Genomic DNA, 22,661 nt, shown 5'->3' with positions numbered 1-22,661 from the left:
GCGCTCTGCGCTGTTCTGTTTGCGGGGCGACGCATCCCGGTACCCGCTCCTCGGAGGCGGATCACCTCCCATTTGGCACGTTTTTGCCCGGTTGTGACCGGGGATGCGAAAAGAAGACCGCAGAGGGAACACCTCTTCGTACGCAAGACGAGCGCAAAGGATGATCGGCCATGCAGGTGGCGTTTCTCGTAGCACCCGAAGGCATCGAGCAGGTCGAGCTGACCGAACCGTGGCAGGCGGTGATCGACGCCGGCGGCACCCCGAAGCTCGTCTCCACCGAGTCCGGCCAGGTCCAGGCGTACCACCATCTGGACAAGGCGGACACCTTCCCCGTCGACCAGACCGTGGACCAGGCCCAGGTCGGCGACTTCGACGGACTCGTCCTGCCCGGCGGTGTCGCCAACCCGGACGCGCTGCGGCTGAACGAGAAGGCCGTGGCGTTCGCCCGCGGCTTCTTCGACGCGGGCAAGCCGGTGGCGGCGATCTGCCACGCGCCGTGGACGCTGATCGAGGCGGACGTGGTGCGCGACCGCACGCTGACGTCCTGGCCGAGCCTGCGCACGGACGTCGAGAACGCCGGCGGCACCTGGGTGGACGAGCAGGTCAAGGTCTGCACCGGCGGTCCCAACACGCTCATCACCAGCCGCAAGCCGGACGACCTCAAGGCGTTCTGCGAGACGTTCGTGGCGGAGTTCAAGCGCTGACACCCACCCGGGCGATGGCGCCCGGGACCTGGATCACCCCTCCTCCGACAGCACCGCGGCCGACTCGGGCGGCAGTCTCAGGACGCCGTCCGGGCCGGCCGCCACCGCGTCCGCGTCCGGCCACGCCGCGAGCACCCGCGCCCGCCCGCGCCCGCCGGGCACCTCCGCCGTACCGTCCCCGCCGAGGTGCACCACCACCCGCACCGGACCGCGCCGCAAGGACAGCCAGCGGGCCTCCTCGTCGTACGTGACCTCGGTGCGCGTCAGGTCCGGATCGGTCAGCGACGGGTGCGCGGCCCGCAGCGCCAGCAGCGTGCGGTACCAGGCCAGCAGCGCGGCGTGCGGCTCGCGCTCCGGCTCCGACCAGTCCAGACAGGAACGGTCCCGCGTCGCCGGGTCCTGCGGGTCGGGAATGTCCGACTCCCGCCAGCCGTGCTCGGCGAACTCGCGGCGGCGCCCGTCGCGTACCGCCTCGGCCAGCTCCGGGTCCGTGTGGTCGGTGAAGAACTGCCAGGGCGTACGCGCCGCCCATTCCTCGCCCATGAACAGCATCGGCGTGAACGGGGAACACAGCACCAGCGCGGCCCCGCAGGCGACGAGACCGGGGGAGAGGCCGGCGGCCAGCCGGTCACCGAGCGCGCGGTTGCCGATCTGGTCGTGCGTCTGGGCGTAGGCCAGCAGGCGGTGCGCACCGGTGGCACGCCGGTCCAGCGGGCTGCCGTGCCGGCGGCCGCGGAAGCTGGAGTACGTACCGTCGTGGAAGAAGCCGCCGGTCAGCGTCTTGGCGAGGGCGGCGAGCGGCGCGCGGGCGAAGTCCGCGTAATAGCCCTGGGACTCGCCGGTCAGCGCGGTGTGCACGCTGTGGTGGAAGTCGTCGTTCCACTGGGCGTGCAGTCCGTGGCCGCCGTCCGCGCGCGGCGCGGTGGTCCGCGGGTCGTTGAGGTCCGACTCGGCGATGAGGAACAGCGGGCGGCGCAGGTGTGTGGCGAGCGCGTCGACGGCGGCGGACAGGTCGGCCAGGAAATGGCGGGCGCGGGTGTCGATCAGGGCGTGTACGGCATCGAGGCGCAGGCCGTCCAGCCGGTAGTCACGCAGCCAGGCCAGCGCGCTGTCGATGAAGTACGCGCGGACCTCGTCCGACCCGGGCGCGTCCAGGTTGACCGCGGCGCCCCACGGCGTGTGGTGCGTCTCGGTGAAGTACGGCCCGAAGGCGGGCAGGTGATTGCCCGACGGACCGAGGTGGTTGTGCACGACGTCGAGAACGACGCCCAGGCCGTGCCCGTGAGCGGCATCGACCAGACGCTTCAGCCCGTCCGGACCCCCGTACGGCTCGTGCACGGCCCAGGGGGCCACCCCCTCGTACCCCCAGCCGTGCGTCCCGGGGAACGGGCAGACCGGCATCAGCGCGAGATGGGTGATGCCCAGGCCGGCGAGGTGCGGCAGGCGCTCGACGGCGGCGTCGAACGTACCGGCGCCGGTGAACGTCCCCGTGTGCAGCTCGTAGAGGACCGCGCCCGCCAGAGGACGGCCGGGCCAGTCGTGCCGCCAGCCGAACCGGCCGTGCTCGACGACCGCACTCGGCCCGTCCGGGCCCTCGGGCTGCCGGGCCGAACGCGGATCGGGCAGGAGCGGACCGTCGTCGAGGCGGAAGCCGTACCGGTCACCGTGGCGGGCCGGTACGTCGGCCCGCCACCAGCCCGCACGCACGGGATCGCGCTCCATGGGGACGTGCTCGGCGGGCACCCGCCCCGTGCGCGCCTGCCCCGTCGCCGCGGCGTGCCCGGTCGTCAGCGCGTACCCCTCGTCACCCGCCCGGTCCGCGGCACGGCCCGGAGGCGTGACGAACTGGAGCGCGACCTGTCCGGCGTCCGGCGCCCACACCTCGAAGAGCACGGCAGTCCTCCCTCGTCCGACAGCCGGACGGAGAAAACTCCGCCCTCAGACGAAGGATGCACGCTCCTGCGTCGTCGGGTAGCCCGCCTTGGCGAAAGCCGCCGCCATCGGGACGTCCGGCCGGTCCGTCTCGCCGATGATCTTTTCCGCGCCGTGTGCGGCGAGCTGCCGGGTGCAGTCGACGAGCAGGTCGTAGCCGTACCCCCGGCCGCGGTGCTCCGGCACGACGCCGATGAACCCGATCACCGGCGCCTGGAGGTCACGGGCGGGCACGTGCACCCCGACGACCTCGCCGCCTCGCCCCGGATCGGCCGTCCAGGCGACCCGCCACCCGTCACGCGGCGACGGACACCAGCGGAAGAAGTCCAGCTCCTCCTGGGCGGCCTGCGCGACACCGCCCTCCGCGATCGCCTGCCGGGTGTGGGCGTCCAGCGAGCCGGTCTCGACGCGCCGCAGAATGTCCAGGAACACCCCGTCGTCCGGCTCGGGCAGGAACACCAGCCGCCCGGGCGCCTCCGGAAGCCCGCACTCGGGCGTCCAGGTGTATCGGAACCGTTCGACGAGCGGTACGAGCCCGGCCGCGGCCGCCGCGTCCGTCCGGGCGCGGGTGGCGTCCCGTACGGCCTCCTGGCCGCGCCAGCCGGGCGGCAGTTGCAGGACGTACTCGGCGTGCAGGGGCGCGGTGCGCAGCAGCCGGACGGCGGCGTCCGACTCGCCCGGCGCGAAGTCGAACCAGTCCAGGGCGACCGGCCGGGTGTCGTCCGGCCCGGCCCACCAGGCGGCGCGGGCCACCACGCCGTCGCGCAGCGCGACCCACGTCCACTCGGGGCGGTACTGGCCGCCCTGGGCGGCGCTCGCGTAGCGGCGCCCGAAGGGCGGGTGGCCGACGAGACCGGCGGTGGGGTCGTCCAGACTGTCGAACAGCTGAGCGTCGTTCTCGGTGAGCGCGCGGATGACCAGATCGGTCATGAGGTCCTCTCGGAAGGCGGGCGAAGCGCTCCCGAGGGGCCGGAATCAGCCCAGGACGGCCCGGCAGGCGGGGCAGGAGCGCGGGGACGGGTGCGTCGGCACGGCTCTCGCCTCCTCTCCTCTTCCAGGGCCGGCGCGAAGCCCAGCCCGGCCCACGGACCGGGCGCCACGGAAATTCCGGCAGCCCGCACCGCCGCCTCCACCGGGCACCCGCCTCACTGCCCCCCCCGCCCACCGGACGTCGGCCCCCCGCTCGCCCGGCTGGACACCGGCGCGCGGGCACCGGACAATCTCCGGCATGACATCGCTGGAGTTCCCGGCCCGACCGGCGCGCCCGTCGGAAGCCGACCGGGAGCGCGCCTTGGAACTGCTGCGCGAAGGCGCGGCGCAAGGCAGGCTGTCCCAGGACACCTTCCTGCGGCGGCTGGAACTGGTGCTCAGCGCCCGCCGGCACGCCGAACTCGCCGCGGCCACCGCCGACCTGGCGTCCCGGGGCCGGGTCGAGGGCGCCGTACTGCGCGCGGTGGGCAAGGTGTCGTCGTTCAACATCATGGTCCGCCGTGCCTGGCGCCGCGAGCGCCTGCCGAAGCTCCTGCTGCCCGTCCCGGGCCCGTTCCCCCTCCTCATAGGGCGCGCCCCCGGCTCCGGCCTGCGCCTGAACCACGACACCGTCTCCCGCGCGCACGCCGAACTGCGCAGCACGGACGGCGGCTGGCTCCTGCGCGACCTCGGCTCCACGAACGGCACCTGCGTCAACGGGCGCCGGGTGGTGGGAGAGGTGCTGGTGCAGCCGGGCGACCAGGTGGCGTTCGGCAGCGTGGGGTACGTGCTCACCGACGGGTAGGCCCCCCGGGTACGGCGGGCGGGTGCCCACCGTCCCGAAGGCGCCGCGGAACGGGTCAAGAAACCCCCTCCGGCACCGGCCGGTCGCTCGCCGGGCCCGCCGGCTGGGACCACCAGACGCCCTCACCGTGGGTGAGCCCCGGCAGCCGCCGCTCGGCCTCGGGAACCCGGCGGGCCGGGAGGGCGCCGGTGAGGAGCCAGTTGCCGCCGGCGGCCGAGGTGTCGTCGAACTCGGCGCCCAGGGCCGCGAGATGCGCGGTGACCGGGGCGATCGTGTCGAGCGGTACCTCCGCCTCGAAGGAGTGGCACGGTTCGTACACCCGCGTCCCGGCCCGGCGCAGGGCACGGGCCAGGACGACCGGCGTGACGCCGCGGAAGTCACCGGCCGTACTGACCGGGCCCACGAAACCGGAACGGGTCAGTACGACACGGCAGTCGGTGACCGCCCAGCCCCGCGGACCGGTGCGCAGCGACGCGTACACCGTGTCCTCGACGGCCTGGTGGAAGCCGTGCGGCAGCGCGCCGAGTTCGGTCTCGTACGTGAAGAGCGGCCCGGAGCCCCGGGGACCGGGCTCGACGCGCAGGCCGACCGTCGCCCACCAGCCGACGTGGTCGCGCCCGGTGATCTCCTCGTACGCCTCGCCGGTGCCCAGCAGCCGCTCCACGCACACCACCCGGCTCGGTTCGAAGTCCGCGGCGATGCCGTGGTCCTGGAGGAGCGTGGCCGCGAGGATCTCCTTCTGCACCTCCCCGTAGAGGAGCACCGAGGTGGCGCCCGAGGGAGCGGGCCGGGCGTGGATGAGCGGGTCCTGCTCCGCCAGGCTCAGCAGCGCGGCCCGCAGCCGGCCGGCGTCCGCCGGACGCCGGGCGCGCACCACGGTCTCCAGAGTCGGCCGGGCGAACAGCGCACCGTCCGCCGCCCGCTCGGGACCACCGCCCGCCCGTTCGGGGCCGCCCGCGGTCCGGTGCCCACCGTCCGCCCCCGGCTCCGTGCCCTCCACCACCCGTTCCGCGCCCTCCACCCCCCGTTTCCTGTCGTCCGCCGCGCCGACGAGCCGATCGCCGACGCGGATGCCGGGCAGGCCGCGCAGCACCGCGATGTTGCCCGCCGTCAACGGCCCCGGGTCGCCCGGCGGCCGGCCCACGACCTCCAGCGCGGTGATCCGCCCCTCGACGCGGGCGGCCGTGCCGTCCGGCTCCCGGCGGTGCAGGGTGACCGTACGGCGCGGCCGCAACTCACCCTCGTAGAGCCGCAGGTAGGCGCTCTTGCCGCCGCCGGGCTCGCGCCGGACGGCGAAGACCGTGCCGCGCGGCGGCCGGTCGGCGGCGCCGGGCGCCGGCGGGATCAGCCGGGTCATGCCGTCGATGAGCGCGCCGACGCCCTGCCCGCCGATCGCGGACCCGAAGTACAGCGGGTGCACCGAACCGTCCGCCGTACGGGCGGCCAGCGCGGTCCACAGCTCCTCCTGGGTGGGCGGCGGACCGTCCACGGCGCGGGCGAGAATTCCCTCGTCGGCGTCGGCGAGCAGCTCGGTCAGCCGGGCCCGTACCGCGGGCTCTTCCGCGCGGAGCGGCGCCGTACGCGCGTGCGGCGTGCCCGCGCCGCGCACGGCGGCCATCGGCACGACATGGGGCGCCAGGGCCCGGCGGACGTCCGCCACGAGCGCGTCGGTCCGCGCGCCCGCCCGGTCGATCTTGTTGACGAACAGCAGGGTGGGCAGCCGCAGCCGCCGCAGCGTCTTCATCAGGACGCGCGTACGCGCCTGTACGCCCTCCACGGCGGACAGGAGCAGTACGGCACCGTCCAGTACCCCCAGGGCACGCTCGACCTCGGCGATGAAGTCGGAGTGCCCCGGCGTGTCGATCAGATTGACCTGGACGTCCCCCATGGTGAACGAGGCGACCGCGGACCGGATCGTGATCCCGCGCTCGCGCTCGATGGCACCGGTGTCGGTCCGGGTGTCCCCGGCGTCCACACTGCCGAGCCGCTCGATCGCACCGGTCGCGTACAGGAGCCGCTCGGTCAGGCTGGTCTTACCCGCGTCGACGTGAGCCAGAATGCCGATGTTCAGGGTGTGCATAGGTGGTCGAAACCTCAAGAACTGTCGTCCGGTAAGGGCGCTGAGTAGTTCCGAGGTTTCGGCGCATTCCGTTGCTCCTGCCTGGGGCCGGGGGCGCACGGGGGAAACCGCACGCGGGCGCGCACGGGAGGTCCCGTACGCGGGCTGTGAGTCGTACGCGGCGATGGTGACTGCGCGGAAGGAGCGGCGCAACTCCTTTTCGGGCAGCCGGCTGAACGGCACCTGCTCGGACCGACGCCCCCGGCCCGCAGCCCCCTCAGTGCTGGTGCAGCCCCCGCCCCGCCAGTGTCAGGAATGCTTCGCCGATGGCTTCCGACAGGGTGGGGTGCGCGTGGATGTGCTGGGCCACGTCGGAGGGTTCGGCGTCCCAGGCGACCAGGAGCTGGCTCTCGGCGATCATTTCCGAGACGTGCGGGCCGACCAGGTGGACGCCGAGAACGGGGCCGGTGGCAGCACCGTCCGGGCCTTCCGCCGCCGCGACGACCTTCACCATGCCGCCCTGCCCGTGCACCATGCCCTTCGCGACCGCCGTCAGCGGCAGGGTGTTGACCCGTACGGCCAGGCCGCGGGCGCGTGCCTCGGCCTCGGTCAGGCCGACGGCGGCGGTCTGCGGCGAGGAGTACGTCACGCGGGGCACGGTCGCGGGATCCACCGGACGGGACGGAACGCCGGCCAGCACCTCGGCGACCAGCAGTCCTTCGGCGAAGGAGGCGTGCGCCAGGCCGGGGAACGGGGGCGGCAGCAGGTCGCCCACGACGTGGATGCCGGGCACGGCGGTCTCCAGGCGGGACGGGTCGGCGGGCGGTACACAACCGCGTGCGTCGGTGGTCAGCCCGGCCGCCGCGAGGTCCAGGCCGTCGGTCACCGGTACCCGGCCGACCGCGACCAGCAGCCGCTCGGCCTCGACGGTCTCCTCACCCCGGGGCGTACGGACGGTGGCCCGTACCCCGTGGTCCGTCACGTCGGCCCCGGTCAGCGTCGAGTCCGTACGGACCGTGATGCCGCGCTTCTTCAGCCCGCGGGCCAGGTGGCGGCTCACGTCCTCGTCCTCCAGGGGCAGCAGCCGGCCGGCGGCCTCGACGAGCGTCACCCGGGCGCCCATCGACCGGTGGAAGGACGCGTACTCGACGCCGATCGCGCCGCCGCCCAGCACCAGGACGGACTCCGGCAGACCGGCTGCGAACAGGGCGTCGTCGCTGGTCACGACCGTACGGCCGTCGGGGGTGAGCTGGGGCAGCAGGCGCGGGCGGGAGCCGGTGGCCAGGACGATGCCGCGCCGGGCGGTGAACTCTCCGCCGTCCGGACCCGCTACGAAGACGGAGCGCGCGCCGGTCAGCCGCGCGCTGCCACGCACCACACGCACCCCCGCACGCTCCAAATGCCCTTCGACGCCCCTGTGGTTGCGCGTCACGATGGCGTCGCGGGTGGCGGTCAGCGCGTCCCAGTCCACGGCGTCCAGTGTGGCCTTCACGCCCCAGCGCTCCCGTGCCTCCGCGATGCCGTCCACCAGTTCCGCCGCGTGCAGCATCGCCTTGCTGGGGATGCAGCCGCGGTGCAGGCAGGTGCCACCGATCAGGTCCCGCTCGGCGAGCACCACCCGCAGGCCGAGGGCGGCGGCCCGCAGGGCCGTGCTGTAACCGCCGGTACCGCCACCGATGACGATGACGTCGGCCTCATGGCTGTTACGGTCCGCACTGTCACCGCTGTCGCCGCTGCCGCCGCTGTCACGCTTCGTTCCGCTCGGGTCACTCAGGTTGCTCAGGTCTCCCATGAGGTCAGCCTCCGCCCGGCGCCAGCCATGAGTCCAAGGCAATGTTTCCATGGGGGCGATGAACAACGTTCATGGCAACGGCGGAGCGTCGAACGCGAGGGGGCAGGGGCAGCCATGAGTCTGCGGCAGATGGAGTACCTGGTCACGGTCGTCGAGGAGCGGTCCTTCACGCGGGCGGCGGAGCTGCTGCACGTCACCCAGTCCGCGCTCTCCCACCAGATCAAGGCCCTGGAACGGGAGGTCGGCGGCCCGCTGCTGGAACGGATGGCGCGCGGCGTCCGGCTGACGCCCATGGGCCGCGCCTACTTCCCGCACGCCGAACTCGCCGTACGCAGCGCCGAACAGGCCCGCCGGGCCGCCCTGGCGACGGCCGGGGCGCAGCACGGCGAACTGCACATCGCGACGGTGCACGCGCACGCCATCGGCGTGCTCCCGAAGGTCTGCGCACGCTGGGGGCGCGAGTACAGCGGCGTACGCCTCGTCCTGCACGAATACGCCACCACCGAAGACCTGTTCGCCCACATGGAACGCGGCGTCGCCGACCTGGCGGTCGGCCCGCGGCCCGAGGCCTGGCCGGGACCGGTCACGGTCGTGGGCGAGGAGCGGATGGTGCTGGTGCTGCCGCCCGGCGACCCGCTCACCGGACGGACCGCCGTACGGATCGAGGAGGTCGCCGACCGGCCATGGGTGCGCTGCGCGCTGGAACCGGTCCTGGCGGGCCGGCGGTGGCTGGACGTGGAGTGCGAACGGGCCGGCTTCACACCCCGTACGGCCGTCCGCACGCAGCACACCTCGACGGCGGTACGGATGGCGGCGGCCGGCGTGGGCGTCCTGATCACCGCCGCCCACGAACTGACCGGCCTGACCTGCACCGCCGTCCCCACCGACCCCCCATGGCGCCGCGACATCACCGCCTTCTCCCGCGTACCGCCCACCGGCGCGGCCGCACACTTCGTCGAACTCCTCCGCGAGGTTCACCTGCCGCCTGATGGGCGGTGAGCGTTCCCAGAGGTGCGGTTGTCCGCACGGGTACGTGGTGGTCCTGCGTCACTCCTCCGCGACCAGCAACGCCACCGGATACCGCCTCAGCAGCTCCCGCAGGCACACCACCGGACCCGGCACCTCCCGCCCGGTGAGCAGGTCGCGCCAGCCTGTGTCCGTGTGCGGGCCCGGGCCCGTGCCCGGAAGGGTCAGTTCCGTGTCGCGCCAGCCGCCGGCCTCGGTCAGGCGGAGGGAGAGGCGGGTGGCCACCGTCACCACCCGGCCGGCCCGGGCGAAGGCCAGGCAGTGGCCGGCCGCGGTGCCGTCGGCGTGCAGGGGGGTGTACGTGCCCTGGGCGCCGAACCACTCGGGGTGGGAGCGCCGCAGGCGCAGGGCGGTCGTGGTCAGGAGGAGCTTCTCCGCGGACAGGTCCTGCGGTGCGGTGCCGTCGTCGAGTTCGGCGAGCAGGTCGGGGCGCAGCCGGGGCGGGCGGCGGTTGTCCGGGTCGACCAGGGCGTTGTACTCGGTCTCGGTGCCCTGGTACAGGTCGGGGACGCCGGGCATGGTCAGGTGCAGCAGCGCCGCGCTGAGCACGTTGGCGCGGACGTACGGGGCGAGTGCGGCGGCCAGTTCGGTCAGCGAGGCCGCCGCCGGTCCGCACGGTCCGGCGCGCAGGAAGTCGCCGACCGCCTCCTCGTACGCGGCGTCCTGGTCCGTCCAGGACGTGTGCAGCCCGGCTTCGCGTACGGCCTTGAGCACCGACGGGATCAGCCGTTCGGCGGACGGTTTGCCGAGGCCGAAGGCGGTCTGCCAGGCCACCCACGCCAGGTGCTGGTCCGGCGGCTGCGGCCCCTCGCGCCCGGCCGGCCCGGCGGACACCCGGTGCAGCAGCTCCCGCCACCGGTCCGGGCATTCGGTCAGTACGGCGATCCGCGCCCGGACGTCGGCGCTCCGCTTGGTGTCGTGGGTGGAGAGCACCGTCGAGGTCAGCGGCCAGTCCCGCTGGATGCGGGCGCAGTACGCGTGGAAGGTGTCCACGCCCACCGTGGGCGCGCCCGGGTCGGCGCCGACCTCGCAGGCCGACAGCAGCGGTACGTACCGGTAGAAGGCGGTGTCCTCGACGGCCTTGGCGCGCAGCGCGGACGACGTCTGGGCGAAGCGCGCGCAGAAGTCCGCGCAGTCCGGGCCGTTCCCGAGGAGGCCGAGCGCGAGGTCGCGCACCAGGTCCACCGCCAGCGCCTCCTCCGGCGCGCGGAAGACCGTGCGCGCCCGCGCGGCGGCCTCGGCCAGCATCGCCGCGTCCAGCTCGTCGCGCTGCGCGCTGCGCGCCGCGGTGCCGTCGGTGGCGTACGGGCGGTAGACGGGCAGCCGGACCAGCAGTTCGCGGATGGCGGTGCGCAGCGCCCAGGGCGCGTGGTCGCCCTGGTGGGAGGCGCGGTCGCTGATCCGCCCGGCGGTGCGCACCAGCCGTTCGACCTCGGCCGCGAGGTCGTGGGAGACGACCTCGTAGGCGGCGCGGCGTACCGTTTCCTCCCAGTCGCCGCCCGCGTCCGCGAGCGGGGCGACGAAGTCGCGGTAGACGCTGAAGAGCCGGCCGGAGCCGAGCGGGCAGACGAACAGGCCGTCGAGGTGCCGCAGGGCGTCGTAGCCGGTGGTGCCCGCACACCGCCAGCCGCGCGGCAGCTGTTCGCGGCCGGACAGGATCTTCTCGACCACCGTCCAGCGGCCTCCGGTGGCGGTGTGCAGCCGGGCGAGGTAGTCGCCGGGGGCGGCCAGGCCGTCCGGGTGGTCGATGCGCAGCCCGTCGACCACGCCGTCGCGCAGCAGCCGCAGGAGCGCGGCGTGTGTCGCGTCGAAGACCTCCGGGTCCTCGACCCGTACGCCGATCAGCTCCGAAATGGTGAAGAACCGCCGGTAGTTGATCTCGCTGCGGGCCAGCCGCCACCAGGCGAGGCGGTACCACTGGGCGTCCAGCAGGCGGGGCAGGGGCAGGTGCTCCGTACCGGGCCGGACGGGAAAGACGTGGTCGTGGTAGCGCAGCACGTCGCCGTCGACCCGGATGTCGCCCAGTTCGTCGCCCAGCCGCCCGCCCAGCACCGGCAGCAGCACCCGTCCGCCGTGCCCGCCGTCCCAGTCGATGTCGAACCAGCGGGCGTACGGGGACGCCGGGCCGTCCCGCAGGACCGCCCACAACGGGGCGTTGAGCGACTCCGGCGCCGGGACGGCCATGTGGTTGGGCACGGTGTCCACCACCAGCCGCAGCCCGTGCTCCGCGGCCGTCGCCGCCAGCGCCCGCAGGCCCTCCTCGCCGCCCAGCTCGGCCCGTACGGCCGAGTGGTCCACCACGTCGTAGCCGTGCGTGGAGCCGGGGGCCGCCTCCAGTACGGGGGAGAGGTGGAGGTGCGATACGCCCAGCGCGGCGAGGTACGGCACGGCCTTCTCGGCCGCGGCGAAGGGCAGGTCCGGCTGGAGCTGGAGCCGGTACGTGGCGGTGGGGGGCGCAGTGGCGGTGGGTGGCGCACTGGATTCGGCCGTCATGGGAACACCCGTACCCGCCGGACGGCTTGTTGTTTCACCGGGCCGGCCTCGGAAGGCACACCGGGCCGGACGCCGTCCGTGCCCGGCCCGGCCCCGACGGGACCGGTCGGCACCGTACGGACGCGTGGCCGGGACCGGTCGCCCCCGTACGGACGCATGGCCGGGGCCGGAGCGCCGCACGGTGCGCGTGTACGGACTACGCCGTACGGCAACCGGGCCGGGCCGTGTGCGACCGGTGGGATCCACCGCAATGGGGGAGCCGGGTGTACGGCTGGTGGCGTACTCGGACTGAGCGCGGGGCCGGGGGAGCACGCGGCTGCCCGGGGCCGTACGCCCGGCTCGGGAGCCAGGCTCCGGGACGTTCGGTTCCGGCCCGCCAGGCTCCGACACGCCGGCCCCGGCCCGGCCCGCCCCGTCCCCTAAGCAGGCCGCTGAAGCACCAGCATGCTGCGGCCGGGCAGGGTGAGCTGATCGCCGGCCTGGGCCTTGATGCCTCCGCCGTCGGCGACGGCCTCCGGGTGGGCGGTGTCCACGACTGCCTGCCACTGGCGGCCGTGGTCGACCGGCACGGTGAATTCCCGGCCTTCCGCGTGCGCGTTGAACATCAGCAGGAAGGAGTCGTCGGTGATCCGTTCGCCGCGCGGGCCCGGCTCGGTGATCGCGCTGCCGTTGAGGAAGACCGTCAGCGACTTGGCGTGTGCCGCCTGCCAGTCGCGCTGCCGCATCTCCTCGCCCTCCGGGGTGAACCAGGCGATGTCGGACAGTTCGTCGTGGGTGCCCTCCATGGGCCGGCCGTGGAAGAAGCGCCGCCGCCGGAAGACCGGGTGGTCGCGCCGCAGCCACACCATCTGCCGGACGAAGGCCAGCATCTCCCGGTCCTCCTCGCGGACGGCCGCCTGCTCCTGGGCGTTCGCGAGGCCGGAACCGCCCGCGAAGCCGTCGGTGTCGTACTCCCCGGCAGCCTCCACCCCGGCCTCGGCCGTGGCGCCCGATGCGTCCGGTTCGGCCTCGGCCGTGGCGCCCGACCCGCCCGCCCCCGTCTCCGGCTCCGCCTCGGCCCCCGGCCACCGCACCCAGGCCAGCTCGTTGTCCTGGCAGTACGCGTTGTTGTTGCCGTGCTGGGTGCGCCCGAACTCGTCGCCGTGGCTGAGCATCGGCACGCCCTGGGACAGCAGCAGCGTGGCGATGAAGTTGCGCATCTGGCGGGCGCGCAGCTCCTGTACCGCCGGGTCGTCGGTCGGCCCCTCGGCCCCGCAGTTCCAGGACCGGTTGAAGCTCTCGCCGTCCTGGTTGTCCTCGCCGTTGGCCTCGTTGTGCTTGTTGTCGTAACTGACCAGGTCGCGCAGGGTGAAGCCGTCGTGGCAGGTGACGAAGTTGACGGAGGCCAGCGGGCGCCGCCCGTCGCCCTGGTAGAGGTCGGAGGAGCCGGTCAGCCGGGATCCGAACTCGGCGAGGGTACGCGGCTCGCCGCGCCACAGGTCCCGTACGGTGTCGCGGAACTTGCCGTTCCACTCGGTCCACAGCGGCGGGAAGTTCCCCACCTGGTAGCCGCCCTCGCCCACGTCCCACGGCTCGGCGATCAGCTTCACCTGGCTGACCACCGGGTCCTGCTGCACCAGGTCGAAGAACGAGGACAGCCGGTCCACCTCGTGGAACTGCCGGGCCAGCGTCGCCGCCAGGTCGAAGCGGAACCCGTCCACCCGCATTTCCGTCACCCAGTAGCGCAGCGAGTCCATGATGAGCTGGAGGACGTGCGGGCTGCGCATCAGCAGCGAGTTGCCGGTGCCCGTGGTGTCCATGTAGTAGCGGGGATCGTCGGCCAGCCGGTAGTACGAGGCGTTGTCCAGGCCGCGGAAGGACAGTGTCGGGCCGAGGTGGTTGCCCTCCGCCGTGTGGTTGTAGACCACGTCGAGGATGACCTCGATACCGGCCTCGTGCAGCGCCCGCACCGCCGACTTGAACTCCAGCACCTGCTGCCCGCGGTCGCCCCAGGAGGCGTACGCGTTGTGCGGGGCGAAGAACCCGATGGTGTTGTAGCCCCAGTAGTTCGCCAGCCCCGCGTCCACCAGCCGGTGGTCGTGCACGAACTGGTGGACCGGCATCAGCTCCAGGGCCGTCACCCCCAGCTCGGTCAGGTGCTCGATGACCGCCGGGTGTGCCAGCGCCGCGTACGTGCCGCGCAGGTCGTCCGGCAGGTCGGGGTGGAGCATGGTCAGGCCCTTGACGTGCGCCTCGTAGAGCACCGTCTCGTGGTAGTCGGTGCGCGGCGGGCGGTCGTCGCCCCAGTCGAAGTACGGGTTGATCACCACCGACGCCATCGTGTGCGGCGCCGAGTCCAGGTCGTTGCGGCTGTCCGGCCTGCCGAAGTGGTAGCCGTACACCGCCTCGTCCCAGTCGATGGTGCCGCTGACCGCCTTCGCGTACGGGTCCAGCAGCAGCTTGGCGGAGTTGTGCCGGTCACCGCGCTCCGGTGCGTACGGGCCGTGCACGCGGAAGCCGTACCGCTGCCCCGGCATGATCCCGGGGAGGTAGGCGTGCCGTACGAACGCGTCGGTCTCCCGCAGTTCGACGGCGGTCTCCGAGCCGTCGTCGTGCAGCAGTGACAGCTCGATGCGTTCCGCCGTCTCGGAGTACACCGCGAAGTTGGTGCCCGCACCGTCGTACGTGGCACCCAGGGGATACATCTGTCCCGGCCAGACCTGCATACGTCGACTCTTCCACTTCCTCGATGGGCGCCGCGAAGCCTGCCGGCCTCACGTCGGTCATGCGTCGCCGTGTTCGTTTGCTGCGTTCGGTGCTGCGTACGGTGCTGTGTTCGTCTCGTGTTTCAACCTGCCCAATTCGGCTGGTTTTTCGCGCGATCTGCGCCGAAAGGCGGGCAACCCGCGGCGAAGTCGGATCGTCGTACAGAACGACCGATAGTGCTGAGCACCATGAGGCAGCAGGGGGGAACAGTGCGCAACATGATGCACCGCCACCTGGGCAAGCTGGTGGCGGGCGTGACCGTGGCGCTGGCGGGCACCGCCGCGCTGGCCGCGGTGACCTTGCCAGGGGACGCCGGGGCGGCCGGCGGGGGGAGCCGGGCCGCCGCCGCGGCGGGACCGGAGGCGGAATCGGGCCAGGCGCAGCAGGTGCGGCCGGGATCCGTGGAGCGTGCTCCCGCGGAGGGGCGCGCGGGGGTCGGCCGGGATCCGCTCACGGACGCCGAGATCGCGCGGGCCCAGGAACTGGCGGCGCCCCGTACCTTCCGCGGCGCGACCGAGAACGTCCGGGGCGGAGCCGGACCCGAGCGGCTGTCCACCGACCTGGCCGAGCTGGGGCCGGACGAGGTGGGCCGAGCCGACCCGCCGCGGCGGGCGAGGGTGTCGTTCTATGACTACCGGTCCGACGCGTACGTGTCCAAGACCGTCAATCTCACGACCGGAAAAGTCGAGAAGACCGACAGTCGGCACGGAGTGCAGCCGCCGCCCGACCGGGCCGAGAGCGAGACCGCGGCCGCGCTGCTGATCGCCGCGCCCGAGGGGGCCGGGCTGCGGGAGGACTACGAACACGCCACCGGCAAGAAGCTGACCGGGCCGGAGCAGCTGGCCGTGCGGGCCTTCGTCTACCGGGGGCAGGCGGAGGGGCCGGCTCCGGAACGGCTGCGGGCCTGCGGGGAGCACCGCTGCGTCCGGCTCTTCACCAAGGTGCGCAACGGCCAGTGGATCGACACCCGGCGCTACGTGGTCGACCTGAGCGCCCGTACGGTCGGCCGGCTGGACTGAGCCGCCCGCGCTTCCGGCGGCGCCGGGGCGCGTGCCCGCAGGCGGCCGCGTGTCCGGCTCCACGCCACCCGTGTACTCCGCAGCTTCCGTATCACTGTCGTACAGGAGCGTTTCCATGCACGAAAGACCCTTCCGCCGCGCCCGCGTCGGCCACGGCCGTGCCCGTGTCCCTGCCCGTACCCGCGTCCGTACCCACCGTGCACGGGTCCGGCGCGCCGCACTGCTCGCCGCGCCGTTGCTGCTCGCCACGGCCGCGCTGACGACCGGACCGGCCGCCCAGGCCGCGCCCCCGCCCGCGCCCACCGCCGCTGGGTGCAGTACCCCGTACAGCATCACGCAGACCCTCGAAGGCGGCACCACTTGGCGCATGTGCTGGCACTACGAGGCGTACGCCGGGCTGGTCCTGGACAACGTCTCGTACCAGCCGCAGCACGAGCCCCGCCCGATCCAGGTGCTGACCAGCGCCAGGCTGGCGCAGATCCATGTGCCGTACGACGACGGCGGCAACGAGTACGACGACCTCACGGGGCAGGCCTTCGCCCAGGGGTTGCAGACGCTGGATCCGGGCGAGTGTCCCGGCGGCACCATAAAATCGGTCAAGGTGCCGGGCGCCTGGGATCCGGAGCACCCGGACGTCAACGGACTGTGCGTCACCACGCGCGCCCGCGGCCACGCCTACCGGCTGGGCCGCTACCCCGACGAGACCACCAAGATCTACCAGGCCCAGGGCAAGGACCTGCTCGTCTACACGGTCAACAAGACCGGCTGGTACGAATACATCGTCGAATGGCGCTTCTCCGCGGACGGCACGATGAACATGCAGGTCGGCGCGACCGGCACGCTCTCACCCGCCGATTACGACGCGGGTGACGGCCGCGGCTGGCCGATCGGCAAGGGCGCCAAGGACTACGCCACCAGCCACAGCCACAACGTCTTCTGGCGGCTGAACTTCGGCCTGGACGGTTCGACGGCCAACCGGGTCGAGCAGTTCGACTCGACGACCACCCCGCAGAGCGGCGGGCTGACACCGAAGACCAAGACGGTCCGCACGCCGGTGACCAAGGAACTGGCGGGGGACGCCGGGCCGGCCCGCTGGTGGCGGGTGGTCAGCGCCGTCGGCAAGAACAAGGACGGTCATCCCCGGTCGTACGAGATCGTTCCCGGTCGTTCCAGCAAGTACACCGGGCGCGACTTCACCCGGCACGACGTGTACTTCACCGAGTACAGCGAGTGCGAGCAGTTCGCCAGCAACAACCTCGCGAACTGCGGTACCGGCGCGGGCACCAGCGTGGACAAGTGGGTCAACGGACAGCCGCTCCGTCACCCCGTGGCCTGGGTCAACATCGGATACCACCACATCGCCCGGGACGAGGACCAGGAGCCCATGCCGGTCCACTGGCAGGGCTTCCAGCTCGCCCCCCGGGACGTCACCGCTATGAATCCGCTCACTCCGCCCGAGCTTTCCGGACACAACGGTCACGTCGAATAAGGGGAGTTGGCCGGAGACTCGAACCATCCTGCTGCACCGCCTCCCGGACCCGCAGTAGTCTGCCTTGATCGTTGGCACGGGGGTTCGGAAGGCGGTGCACAGGTGAGCTCGGGCGGGCTGGAGTTGCCCCCTGGTGACGACGGCCATGACGGCCAGGACAGTCATGAGGGACACGAGGGCGGCTCCGTCGACGCCCCGCCCGGGGCGGTGTCCCTGGCCCGGCCGATGGAGATCGGCGCGGAGCTGGACTGGGGCGCCGAGGCCTGGAGCGAGGTGCGCACCCGCGCCCGGCGGGCCGGGCGTGCCTACATCTGGCTGAACCTCGTCGAGCAGCGGCTGCGCGCCGTCGTGGCGGCCGTGCTGTGCCCCGTCTACGAACCGGTGCACGGCGACGAATGGGTCATCGCCGCCGCCGGGCCCACCGGCCAGGAATGGGTGCAGCGGGCGGTCGCGGTCCGCGAGGTCAGCCGCCGCAAGGGCTACCTGCTCGACCCCGCCGACGACAACATCCTCAGCTTCCTGACCCTGCCGCAGCTGCGCGAACTGATGGTGCAGCACTGGCCCTGCTTCGAGCCGTACTTCGACGACCGGCGGGAGGTGGAGCTGGCCCTGGACGAACTGGAGGTGGCCCGCAACATCGTCTCCCGCAACCGCGCCCTGACCGGCACCGTCCTCGCCCAGGCGGAGCGGGCCTCCGCCCGGCTGCTGGACATACTCGGCTCCGGCATCGGCACCCGCACCGCGGGGCGGCTGCCCATCGACGCCGTGGAGGACCTCGTCGGCGACCGGTACGCGGACGTCGTCGGCGTCCACACCGACCGGGTGCGCCTCCAGCGGCAGCTGCCCGCCGAGGACCTCTTCGGCGGCGCCCGGCGCCTGGACGCCATCGGCATCGGCCTCAACCTCCTCGTACAGAACTACTCCGGCCGCCGCATGGTCCGCCTCGCGGAGTCCGGCTGCCGCGTGCGGCTGCTCTTCCTCAACCCGGCCAGCAGCGCGGTCCGCCGCCGCGAGCGGGAACTGGGCCTCAAGAAGGGCGAGATGAGCCGCTCGATCGAGATGAACATCCTGCACATGCGCCGGGTACGGGCCCGCCTGCACGACCCCGGCGCCTTCGAGATCCAGGTCTTCGACGAGACGCCCCGCTTCACCGCCTACCTGGTGGACGGCGACGGCCCGGACGGCGTGGCCGTCGTCCAGACGTACCTCCGCCGGAGCCGGGGCATGGAGTCACCGGTCCTCGTGCTGCGCGGCGGCGGCCGCGAGGTACTGCGCCAGGAGGCGGACCGGGACGACGACCACGGCCTCTTCGAGACGTACCGGGAGGAGTTCGAGAACGTGTGGGCGGATTCGCGGCCGGTGTCGTGAGGGGGGCTGCCGGGGCGCCGCCCGCAGGCCCCCGCCGTCCGTGACCGCGCAGGTGGCGGCCGGTGCCGGCAGCCCGCCCGGTACCGTTGCGCCATGCGATTCGGCGTGCTCGGGCCGGTGGAAGTGCGGTCGGCGGACGGCCGGACCGTACCGGTACCCGAACGGAAGGTACGGGCCCTGCTGGCCGCCCTGCTCGCCCACCGGGGGGAGCCCGTATCCGCCGGCCGCCTCATCGAAGCGCTGTGGGACGAGCGGCTGCCCGCCCACCCCACCGGCGCGCTCCAGGCCAAGGTCTCCCAGCTGCGCCGCGCCCTGGAGGCCGCCGGGCCCGGTGGCCGTGCGCTCGTCGCGGCCCGCCCGCCGGGCTATCAGCTGGACGCCCCTGCCGACGTGGTGGACGCGGATCGCTTCACCGCGCTGACGGCCCGCGCGTACGGCGCCCCGGACCCGGCGGAGCGGGCCGCACTGCTCACCGAGGCACTGGACCTCTGGCGCGGCCCGGCCTTCGCCGGAGCCGAGGGCGCGCCCTTCGTACGGGCCGCGGCGGACCGCCTGGAGGAACAGCGGCTGGCCGCACTGGAGGAGCGGGCAGCGGCCCGGCTGGAGCTCGGCGAGCACAGCCTGCTGACCGGCGAGCTGGCCGAGCTGACAGCCCGCCACCCGCTGCGGGAACGGTTGTGCGCGCTGCACCTGCGGGCCCTGTACGGCGCGGGCCGCCAGAGCGAGGCCCTGGCCGCGTACGCCGCCCTGCGGGAGCGGTTGGCGGAGGAGCTGGGCATCGACCCGGGGCCCGAGCTGGTGGCGCTCCAGCAGGCGATGCTGGAGCAGGATCCGGGGGCGGCGGGGGCGGTGCCGACGCGGGCTCCGGGCCCGGCGGGTCCGGGGGACGCTCAGCGCCGTACGAATCTGCCCGCCCCGCTCACCGAACTCGTCGGCCGGAGCGCGGCCGTGTCCCAGGTTCGCGCGCTCGTGGAGGCCGGCCGGCTGGTGACGCTCACCGGGCCCGGCGGGGTGGGCAAGACCCGGCTGGCGCTGGCGGCCGCGTACGGGTTCACCGGCGACTCCGCCGGCTTCCCGGACGGCGTCCTGCTGGTGGAGCTGGCGGCACTGGGCCGGCCGGGGGCCGCGGACGGTGACCACAGGCGGGCGTGCACGGCCGCCGAGGTGGCCGAAGCGGTGCTCGCGGTGCTGGGCGTACGGGAAGGCGCGGCGGCCGGCCCGGCCGGTGAGCGCCTGGCCGGCGCGGTGCGCGGCAAGCGGCTGCTGCTGGTGCTGGACAACTGCGAGCACGTCGTCGGCGCGGTCGCCGAGATCACCGCGGACCTGCTCGGGGCCGCGCCCGGCCTGCGGGTGCTGGCGACGAGCCAGGAGCTGCTGGGACTGGCGGGCGAGCGGGTGTGGCCGGTGCCGCCGCTGGAACAGGCCGACGCCGTCGGTCTGTTCGTGGCGCGCGCGGCGGCCACCGCCCCCGGCTTCCGCCTGGACGAGCACAACACGGCGGCCGTCGCGGACATCTGCCGCCGCCTCGACGGCATCCCGCTCGCCCTGGAACTGGCCGCCACCCGCGTACGGGCCCTCGGCGCACGGGAGCTGAGCGCCCGGCTGGACGACCGGTTCAGGCTGCTGGGCACCGGCCGGCGGGGCGCGCCGCCGCGCCAGCAGACCCTGCGCGCGATGATCGACTGGAGCTGGGAGCTGCTGACCACGGCCGAGCAGGTCGTCCTGCGGCGGCTCGCCGTGCACGCCGACGGCTGCATGCTCCGGGCGGCCGAGGAGGTGTGCGCGGGCGACGGCGTAGGGTCCGGGGAGGTGGCGGCCCTGCTGGCGCGGCTGGTGGACCGTTCGCTGGTGGCCGTCGCGGAGGGGCCGTACGGGCCGCGCTACCGTCTGCTGGAGTCGGTGGCCGCGTACTGCCTCGAACGGCTCCGTGAGGCGGGCGAGGCGGAGGCGGTACGGCGGCGCCACAGCATCCACCACACCTCGCTGGCCGAACGTGCTGAACCCTTTCTGTACGGGGCGGAGCAGCGCGAGTGGCTGGCACGCCTCGACCAGGAGACGGCGAACCTGCGGGCGGCGCTGGACTGCGCCGTCCAGGAAGGCGCCGCGGAGCGCGCGCTGCGGCTGGTCAACGCCGCGGCCTGGTACTGGTTCCTGCGCGGCCGGCTCGCCGAGGCGGGGCGCGCGCTGGGCATGGCACTGGACGTGCCGGCCTCCTCCGCCGTACCCGAGGGGCTGCGGCTGCGGGCCAAGGTCTGGCAGGTCGGCATGGCGTCGCTGGCCGGCGGGGACACCGACCCGGTGGCGCGCGCCGACGCCGTACTCAAGCAGTACGCCACCACGGAGACCCAGCGTGGCAGCGCATCCAAGGCAGCCCCCGCCGACCCGGCGGGGCACGCCTGGGCCCTGTGGTTCCTGACGTACGCACAGGTCGGCCTCGGCGACCCGGCGGTCGCCCGCGACCGGCTGGCCCGCGCGCTGGCGGCATTCCGGGCGCTCGGCGACCGGTGGGGGACGGCGGCCGTCCTCAGCAGCCGCGCCCAGGGGCAGTACGCAGCTCCAGGCTCCGTACCCGACCTGGCCGCGCGCCGACGGGACGCCGAGGAGAGCGTCGCGCTCTTCCGGGAAGCGGGCGACCTCTGGGGGCAGCTGCAAGCGTCCGAAGCGCTCGGAACGCTGGCCGAGATCGGCGGTGATTACGAGCACGCCGCTCAGCTGCACCGGGACGGGCTGCGCGCCGCGGAGGAACTGGGCCTGTGGATCCAGGCGTCGTACCGGCACTCAGGCCTCGGCCGTATCGCCCTGCTGACCGGTGACCTGGAGGCGGCGCGGGAACACCACGAGCGGGGGCTGCGGCTGGCCGCCGAGCAGTCGCACCGGCGCGGCGAGATGTTCGCCGAGACCGGGCTGGGCATCGGCGCCCGGCGGGCCGGCCGGCTCGACGACGCCGAACGCCACCACACGCGCTGGCTGGAGTGGTGCCGCAGCCGCGACGGCGACCCCGGTACGGCCCTGATCCTCGCCGAACTGGGCTTCACCGCCGAACTGCGGGGCGACGCGGCCACGGCCCACCGCCTCCACCTGGACGGTTACGCGGCCGCACACGCCACCGGCGACCCGCGCGCGGTGGCGCTCGCGCTGGAAGGCCTGGCCGGCGCCCGGGCCCTCGCCGGCCACCCCGCCCACGCCGCCCGCCTCCTGGGCCACGCCACCGCCGTCCGCGCGGCGGTGGGCACCCCTCTGCCGCCCGCCGAACGCTGGGACGTGGACCGCATCACCGCCCGCACACGTGAGGCTTCGGGAAGCGACACCGCCTTCACCGCGGCCTTCGAAGAAGGCACCACGATGACGGTGGAGGAGCTGGTGCGGAAGACGGACGGCGGCCGGGGGCCCGGGCGTTGTCAGTGTCGCGTGGGAGAGTAGGGGAACACGGGGGAAGCAACACCGAAGGAGGCCGTCATGGGCTGGCATCAAGGGCTGCTCGTCAGCTTCGACTTGGAGACGACCGGCACGGACGTCGAGCAGGACCGCATCGTCACCGCCGCGCTGATCAGGCTGGACGCCAGCGGCCGGGAGACGGTGCGGAACACCTGGCTGCTCGATCCCGGCGTGCCGGTTCCCGAGGAGGCGGCGGCCATACACGGCCTGACGACCGCTCAGGTGCGGGCACACGGCCAGGCGGCGGCCGAGGGGGTCGAGCAGATCACCGCCGCGCTCGCCGCGGCGCTGGAGGCGGGCCTGCCGCTGGTGGTGATGAACGCGCGGTACGACCTCTCGCTGCTGGACCGCGAGTGCCGCCGGTACGGCCTGCGGACGCTCGCCGAGCGGCTCGGCCGCCGGCCCGCCCCGGTCATCGACCCGCTGGTGCTGGACAAGCACGTCGACCGCTACCGCAAGGGCAAGCGGACCCTCCAGGCCCTCTGCCGGCATTACGGCGTGCCGCTGGACGCGGCCCACGAAGCGGGCGCGGACGCGGTGGCCGCGGCCGGGGTGGCGTGCCGGATCGGTGAGCGGTATCCGGAGGTGGCCGGGACGGCGCTCGCCGCGCTGCACGCCCTCCAGGAGAAGGCGGCAGCCGAGCAGGCCGCCTCGTTCCAGCAGTACCTGCGCCGCTCCGGTGACCCGGCGGCGATAGTCGAGGCGGCCTGGCCGCTGATCCCCTACCAGCAGTCGCGCGGCCGGGCCGAGGAGCAGCCGGTGCGGTCCGCGGAGCTGCCGGTGCAGGCGTCGCCCTCGCGCGGCGAGGGGTGAGGCCGGGGACCG

At 73.9% G+C, this 22,661-nt stretch carries 14 protein-coding genes; 8 read left to right on the top strand and 6 right to left on the bottom strand.

Translation table 11 applies throughout. From position 1 onward, the window contains the following. Positions 1 to 170: 170 nt before the first annotated feature. Positions 171 to 704 carry a type 1 glutamine amidotransferase domain-containing protein gene (locus AB0L45_RS22775; RefSeq protein WP_365842653.1) on the top strand — a complete coding sequence of 178 codons (534 nt, stop codon included), beginning with the start codon at positions 171 to 173 and terminating at the stop codon, positions 702 to 704. A gap of 33 nt (positions 705 to 737) precedes the next feature. On the opposite strand, the gene treZ is transcribed toward AB0L45_RS22775, so the two are convergent. Then, the gene (treZ, locus tag AB0L45_RS22770) at positions 738 to 2,447 is read right to left on the bottom strand and encodes a malto-oligosyltrehalose trehalohydrolase (protein ID WP_365842904.1); all 1,710 of its coding nucleotides are present in this window, start codon (positions 2,445 to 2,447) and stop codon (positions 738 to 740) included. Positions 2,448 to 2,642: 195 nt separating this feature from the next. Next, on the bottom strand, positions 2,643 to 3,566 hold the full coding sequence (locus tag AB0L45_RS22765; RefSeq protein ID WP_365842651.1) for a GNAT family N-acetyltransferase: 924 nt from the start codon (positions 3,564 to 3,566) through the stop codon (positions 2,643 to 2,645). A 298-nt stretch (positions 3,567 to 3,864) separates the two neighbouring features. Between AB0L45_RS22765 and AB0L45_RS22760 the strand changes: the two genes are divergently transcribed. Beyond that, complete coding sequence (locus AB0L45_RS22760) at positions 3,865 to 4,410, top strand: DUF1707 and FHA domain-containing protein (protein ID WP_365842649.1); 546 nt, start codon at positions 3,865 to 3,867, stop codon at positions 4,408 to 4,410. Between the two features lie 55 nt (positions 4,411 to 4,465). Here AB0L45_RS22760 and AB0L45_RS22755 read toward each other — a convergent pair whose 3' ends face one another. Both AB0L45_RS22755 and lpdA read right to left on the bottom strand, forming a co-directional pair. Further along, complete coding sequence (locus AB0L45_RS22755) at positions 4,466 to 6,490, bottom strand: GTP-binding protein (protein ID WP_365842647.1); 2,025 nt, start codon at positions 6,488 to 6,490, stop codon at positions 4,466 to 4,468. A gap of 256 nt (positions 6,491 to 6,746) precedes the next feature. After that, positions 6,747 to 8,261 (bottom strand): dihydrolipoyl dehydrogenase, encoded by a 1,515-nt coding sequence (lpdA, locus tag AB0L45_RS22750; protein ID WP_365842645.1) that lies wholly within the window; start codon positions 8,259 to 8,261, stop codon positions 6,747 to 6,749. 114 nt (positions 8,262 to 8,375) lie between these two features. On the opposite strand from lpdA, the gene AB0L45_RS22745 reads away from it, so the two are divergent. Continuing rightward, complete coding sequence (locus tag AB0L45_RS22745) at positions 8,376 to 9,260, top strand: LysR family transcriptional regulator (protein WP_365842643.1); 885 nt, start codon at positions 8,376 to 8,378, stop codon at positions 9,258 to 9,260. Positions 9,261 to 9,308: 48 nt separating this feature from the next. Here AB0L45_RS22745 and treY read toward each other — a convergent pair whose 3' ends face one another. Both treY and glgX read right to left on the bottom strand, forming a co-directional pair. Beyond that, positions 9,309 to 11,780 carry a malto-oligosyltrehalose synthase gene (treY, locus tag AB0L45_RS22740; protein WP_365842641.1) on the bottom strand — a complete coding sequence of 824 codons (2,472 nt, stop codon included), beginning with the start codon at positions 11,778 to 11,780 and terminating at the stop codon, positions 9,309 to 9,311. A gap of 419 nt (positions 11,781 to 12,199) precedes the next feature. After that, entirely contained in the window at positions 12,200 to 14,485 is a 2,286-nt protein-coding gene (gene glgX, locus AB0L45_RS22735; protein ID WP_365842639.1) for a glycogen debranching protein GlgX, read from the bottom strand. 258 nt (positions 14,486 to 14,743) lie between these two features. On the opposite strand from glgX, the gene AB0L45_RS22730 reads away from it, so the two are divergent. The 5 genes from AB0L45_RS22730 (at position 14,744) to AB0L45_RS22710 (ending at position 22,649) form a co-directional block, all read left to right on the top strand. Next, entirely contained in the window at positions 14,744 to 15,544 is an 801-nt protein-coding gene (locus AB0L45_RS22730; RefSeq protein ID WP_365842637.1) for a Tat pathway signal sequence domain protein, read from the top strand. Between the two features lie 115 nt (positions 15,545 to 15,659). Further along, positions 15,660 to 17,033, top strand: coding sequence for a copper amine oxidase (locus tag AB0L45_RS22725; protein ID WP_365842635.1), 1,374 nt, complete (start codon positions 15,660 to 15,662; stop codon positions 17,031 to 17,033). Between the two features lie 102 nt (positions 17,034 to 17,135). Further along, positions 17,136 to 18,401: an SAV2148 family HEPN domain-containing protein gene (locus tag AB0L45_RS22720; protein WP_365842633.1), complete on the top strand. Its 1,266-nt coding sequence runs from the start codon at positions 17,136 to 17,138 to the stop codon at positions 18,399 to 18,401. Between the two features lie 93 nt (positions 18,402 to 18,494). Continuing rightward, positions 18,495 to 21,821 carry a BTAD domain-containing putative transcriptional regulator gene (locus tag AB0L45_RS22715; RefSeq protein WP_365842631.1) on the top strand — a complete coding sequence of 1,109 codons (3,327 nt, stop codon included), beginning with the start codon at positions 18,495 to 18,497 and terminating at the stop codon, positions 21,819 to 21,821. Between the two features lie 36 nt (positions 21,822 to 21,857). After that, positions 21,858 to 22,649: an exonuclease domain-containing protein gene (locus AB0L45_RS22710; RefSeq protein WP_365842629.1), complete on the top strand. Its 792-nt coding sequence runs from the start codon at positions 21,858 to 21,860 to the stop codon at positions 22,647 to 22,649. Positions 22,650 to 22,661: the final 12 nt, after the last annotated feature.

The sequence above is a fragment of the Streptomyces sp. NPDC052496 genome (assembly GCF_040679095.1).
GTDB lineage: Bacteria > Actinomycetota > Actinomycetes > Streptomycetales > Streptomycetaceae > Streptomyces.
The sequence above is the reverse complement of the archived record's forward strand: the minus strand, read 5'-3'. Positions and strand labels throughout refer to the sequence as shown.

What these genes read in the sequence shown, in the direction of transcription:
- AB0L45_RS22760 (WP_365842649.1), top strand. Translation starts at nt 3,865, where the DNA reads ATGACATCGCTGGAGTTCCCGGCCCGACCGGCGCGCCCGTCGGAAGCC.
- AB0L45_RS22745 (WP_365842643.1), top strand. Translation starts at nt 8,376, where the DNA reads ATGAGTCTGCGGCAGATGGAGTACCTGGTCACGGTCGTCGAGGAGCGG.
- AB0L45_RS22755 (WP_365842647.1), bottom strand. Translation starts at nt 6,490, where the DNA reads ATGCACACCCTGAACATCGGCATTCTGGCTCACGTCGACGCGGGTAAG.
- glgX (WP_365842639.1), bottom strand. Translation starts at nt 14,485, where the DNA reads ATGCAGGTCTGGCCGGGACAGATGTATCCCCTGGGTGCCACGTACGAC.
- AB0L45_RS22765 (WP_365842651.1), bottom strand. Translation starts at nt 3,566, where the DNA reads ATGACCGATCTGGTCATCCGCGCGCTCACCGAGAACGACGCTCAGCTG.
- AB0L45_RS22725 (WP_365842635.1), top strand. Translation starts at nt 15,660, where the DNA reads ATGCACGAAAGACCCTTCCGCCGCGCCCGCGTCGGCCACGGCCGTGCC.
- AB0L45_RS22730 (WP_365842637.1), top strand. Translation starts at nt 14,744, where the DNA reads ATGATGCACCGCCACCTGGGCAAGCTGGTGGCGGGCGTGACCGTGGCG.
- AB0L45_RS22775 (WP_365842653.1), top strand. Translation starts at nt 171, where the DNA reads ATGCAGGTGGCGTTTCTCGTAGCACCCGAAGGCATCGAGCAGGTCGAG.
- treY (WP_365842641.1), bottom strand. Translation starts at nt 11,780, where the DNA reads ATGACGGCCGAATCCAGTGCGCCACCCACCGCCACTGCGCCCCCCACC.
- AB0L45_RS22710 (WP_365842629.1), top strand. Translation starts at nt 21,858, where the DNA reads ATGGGCTGGCATCAAGGGCTGCTCGTCAGCTTCGACTTGGAGACGACC.
- AB0L45_RS22715 (WP_365842631.1), top strand. Translation starts at nt 18,495, where the DNA reads ATGCGATTCGGCGTGCTCGGGCCGGTGGAAGTGCGGTCGGCGGACGGC.
- lpdA (WP_365842645.1), bottom strand. Translation starts at nt 8,261, where the DNA reads ATGGGAGACCTGAGCAACCTGAGTGACCCGAGCGGAACGAAGCGTGAC.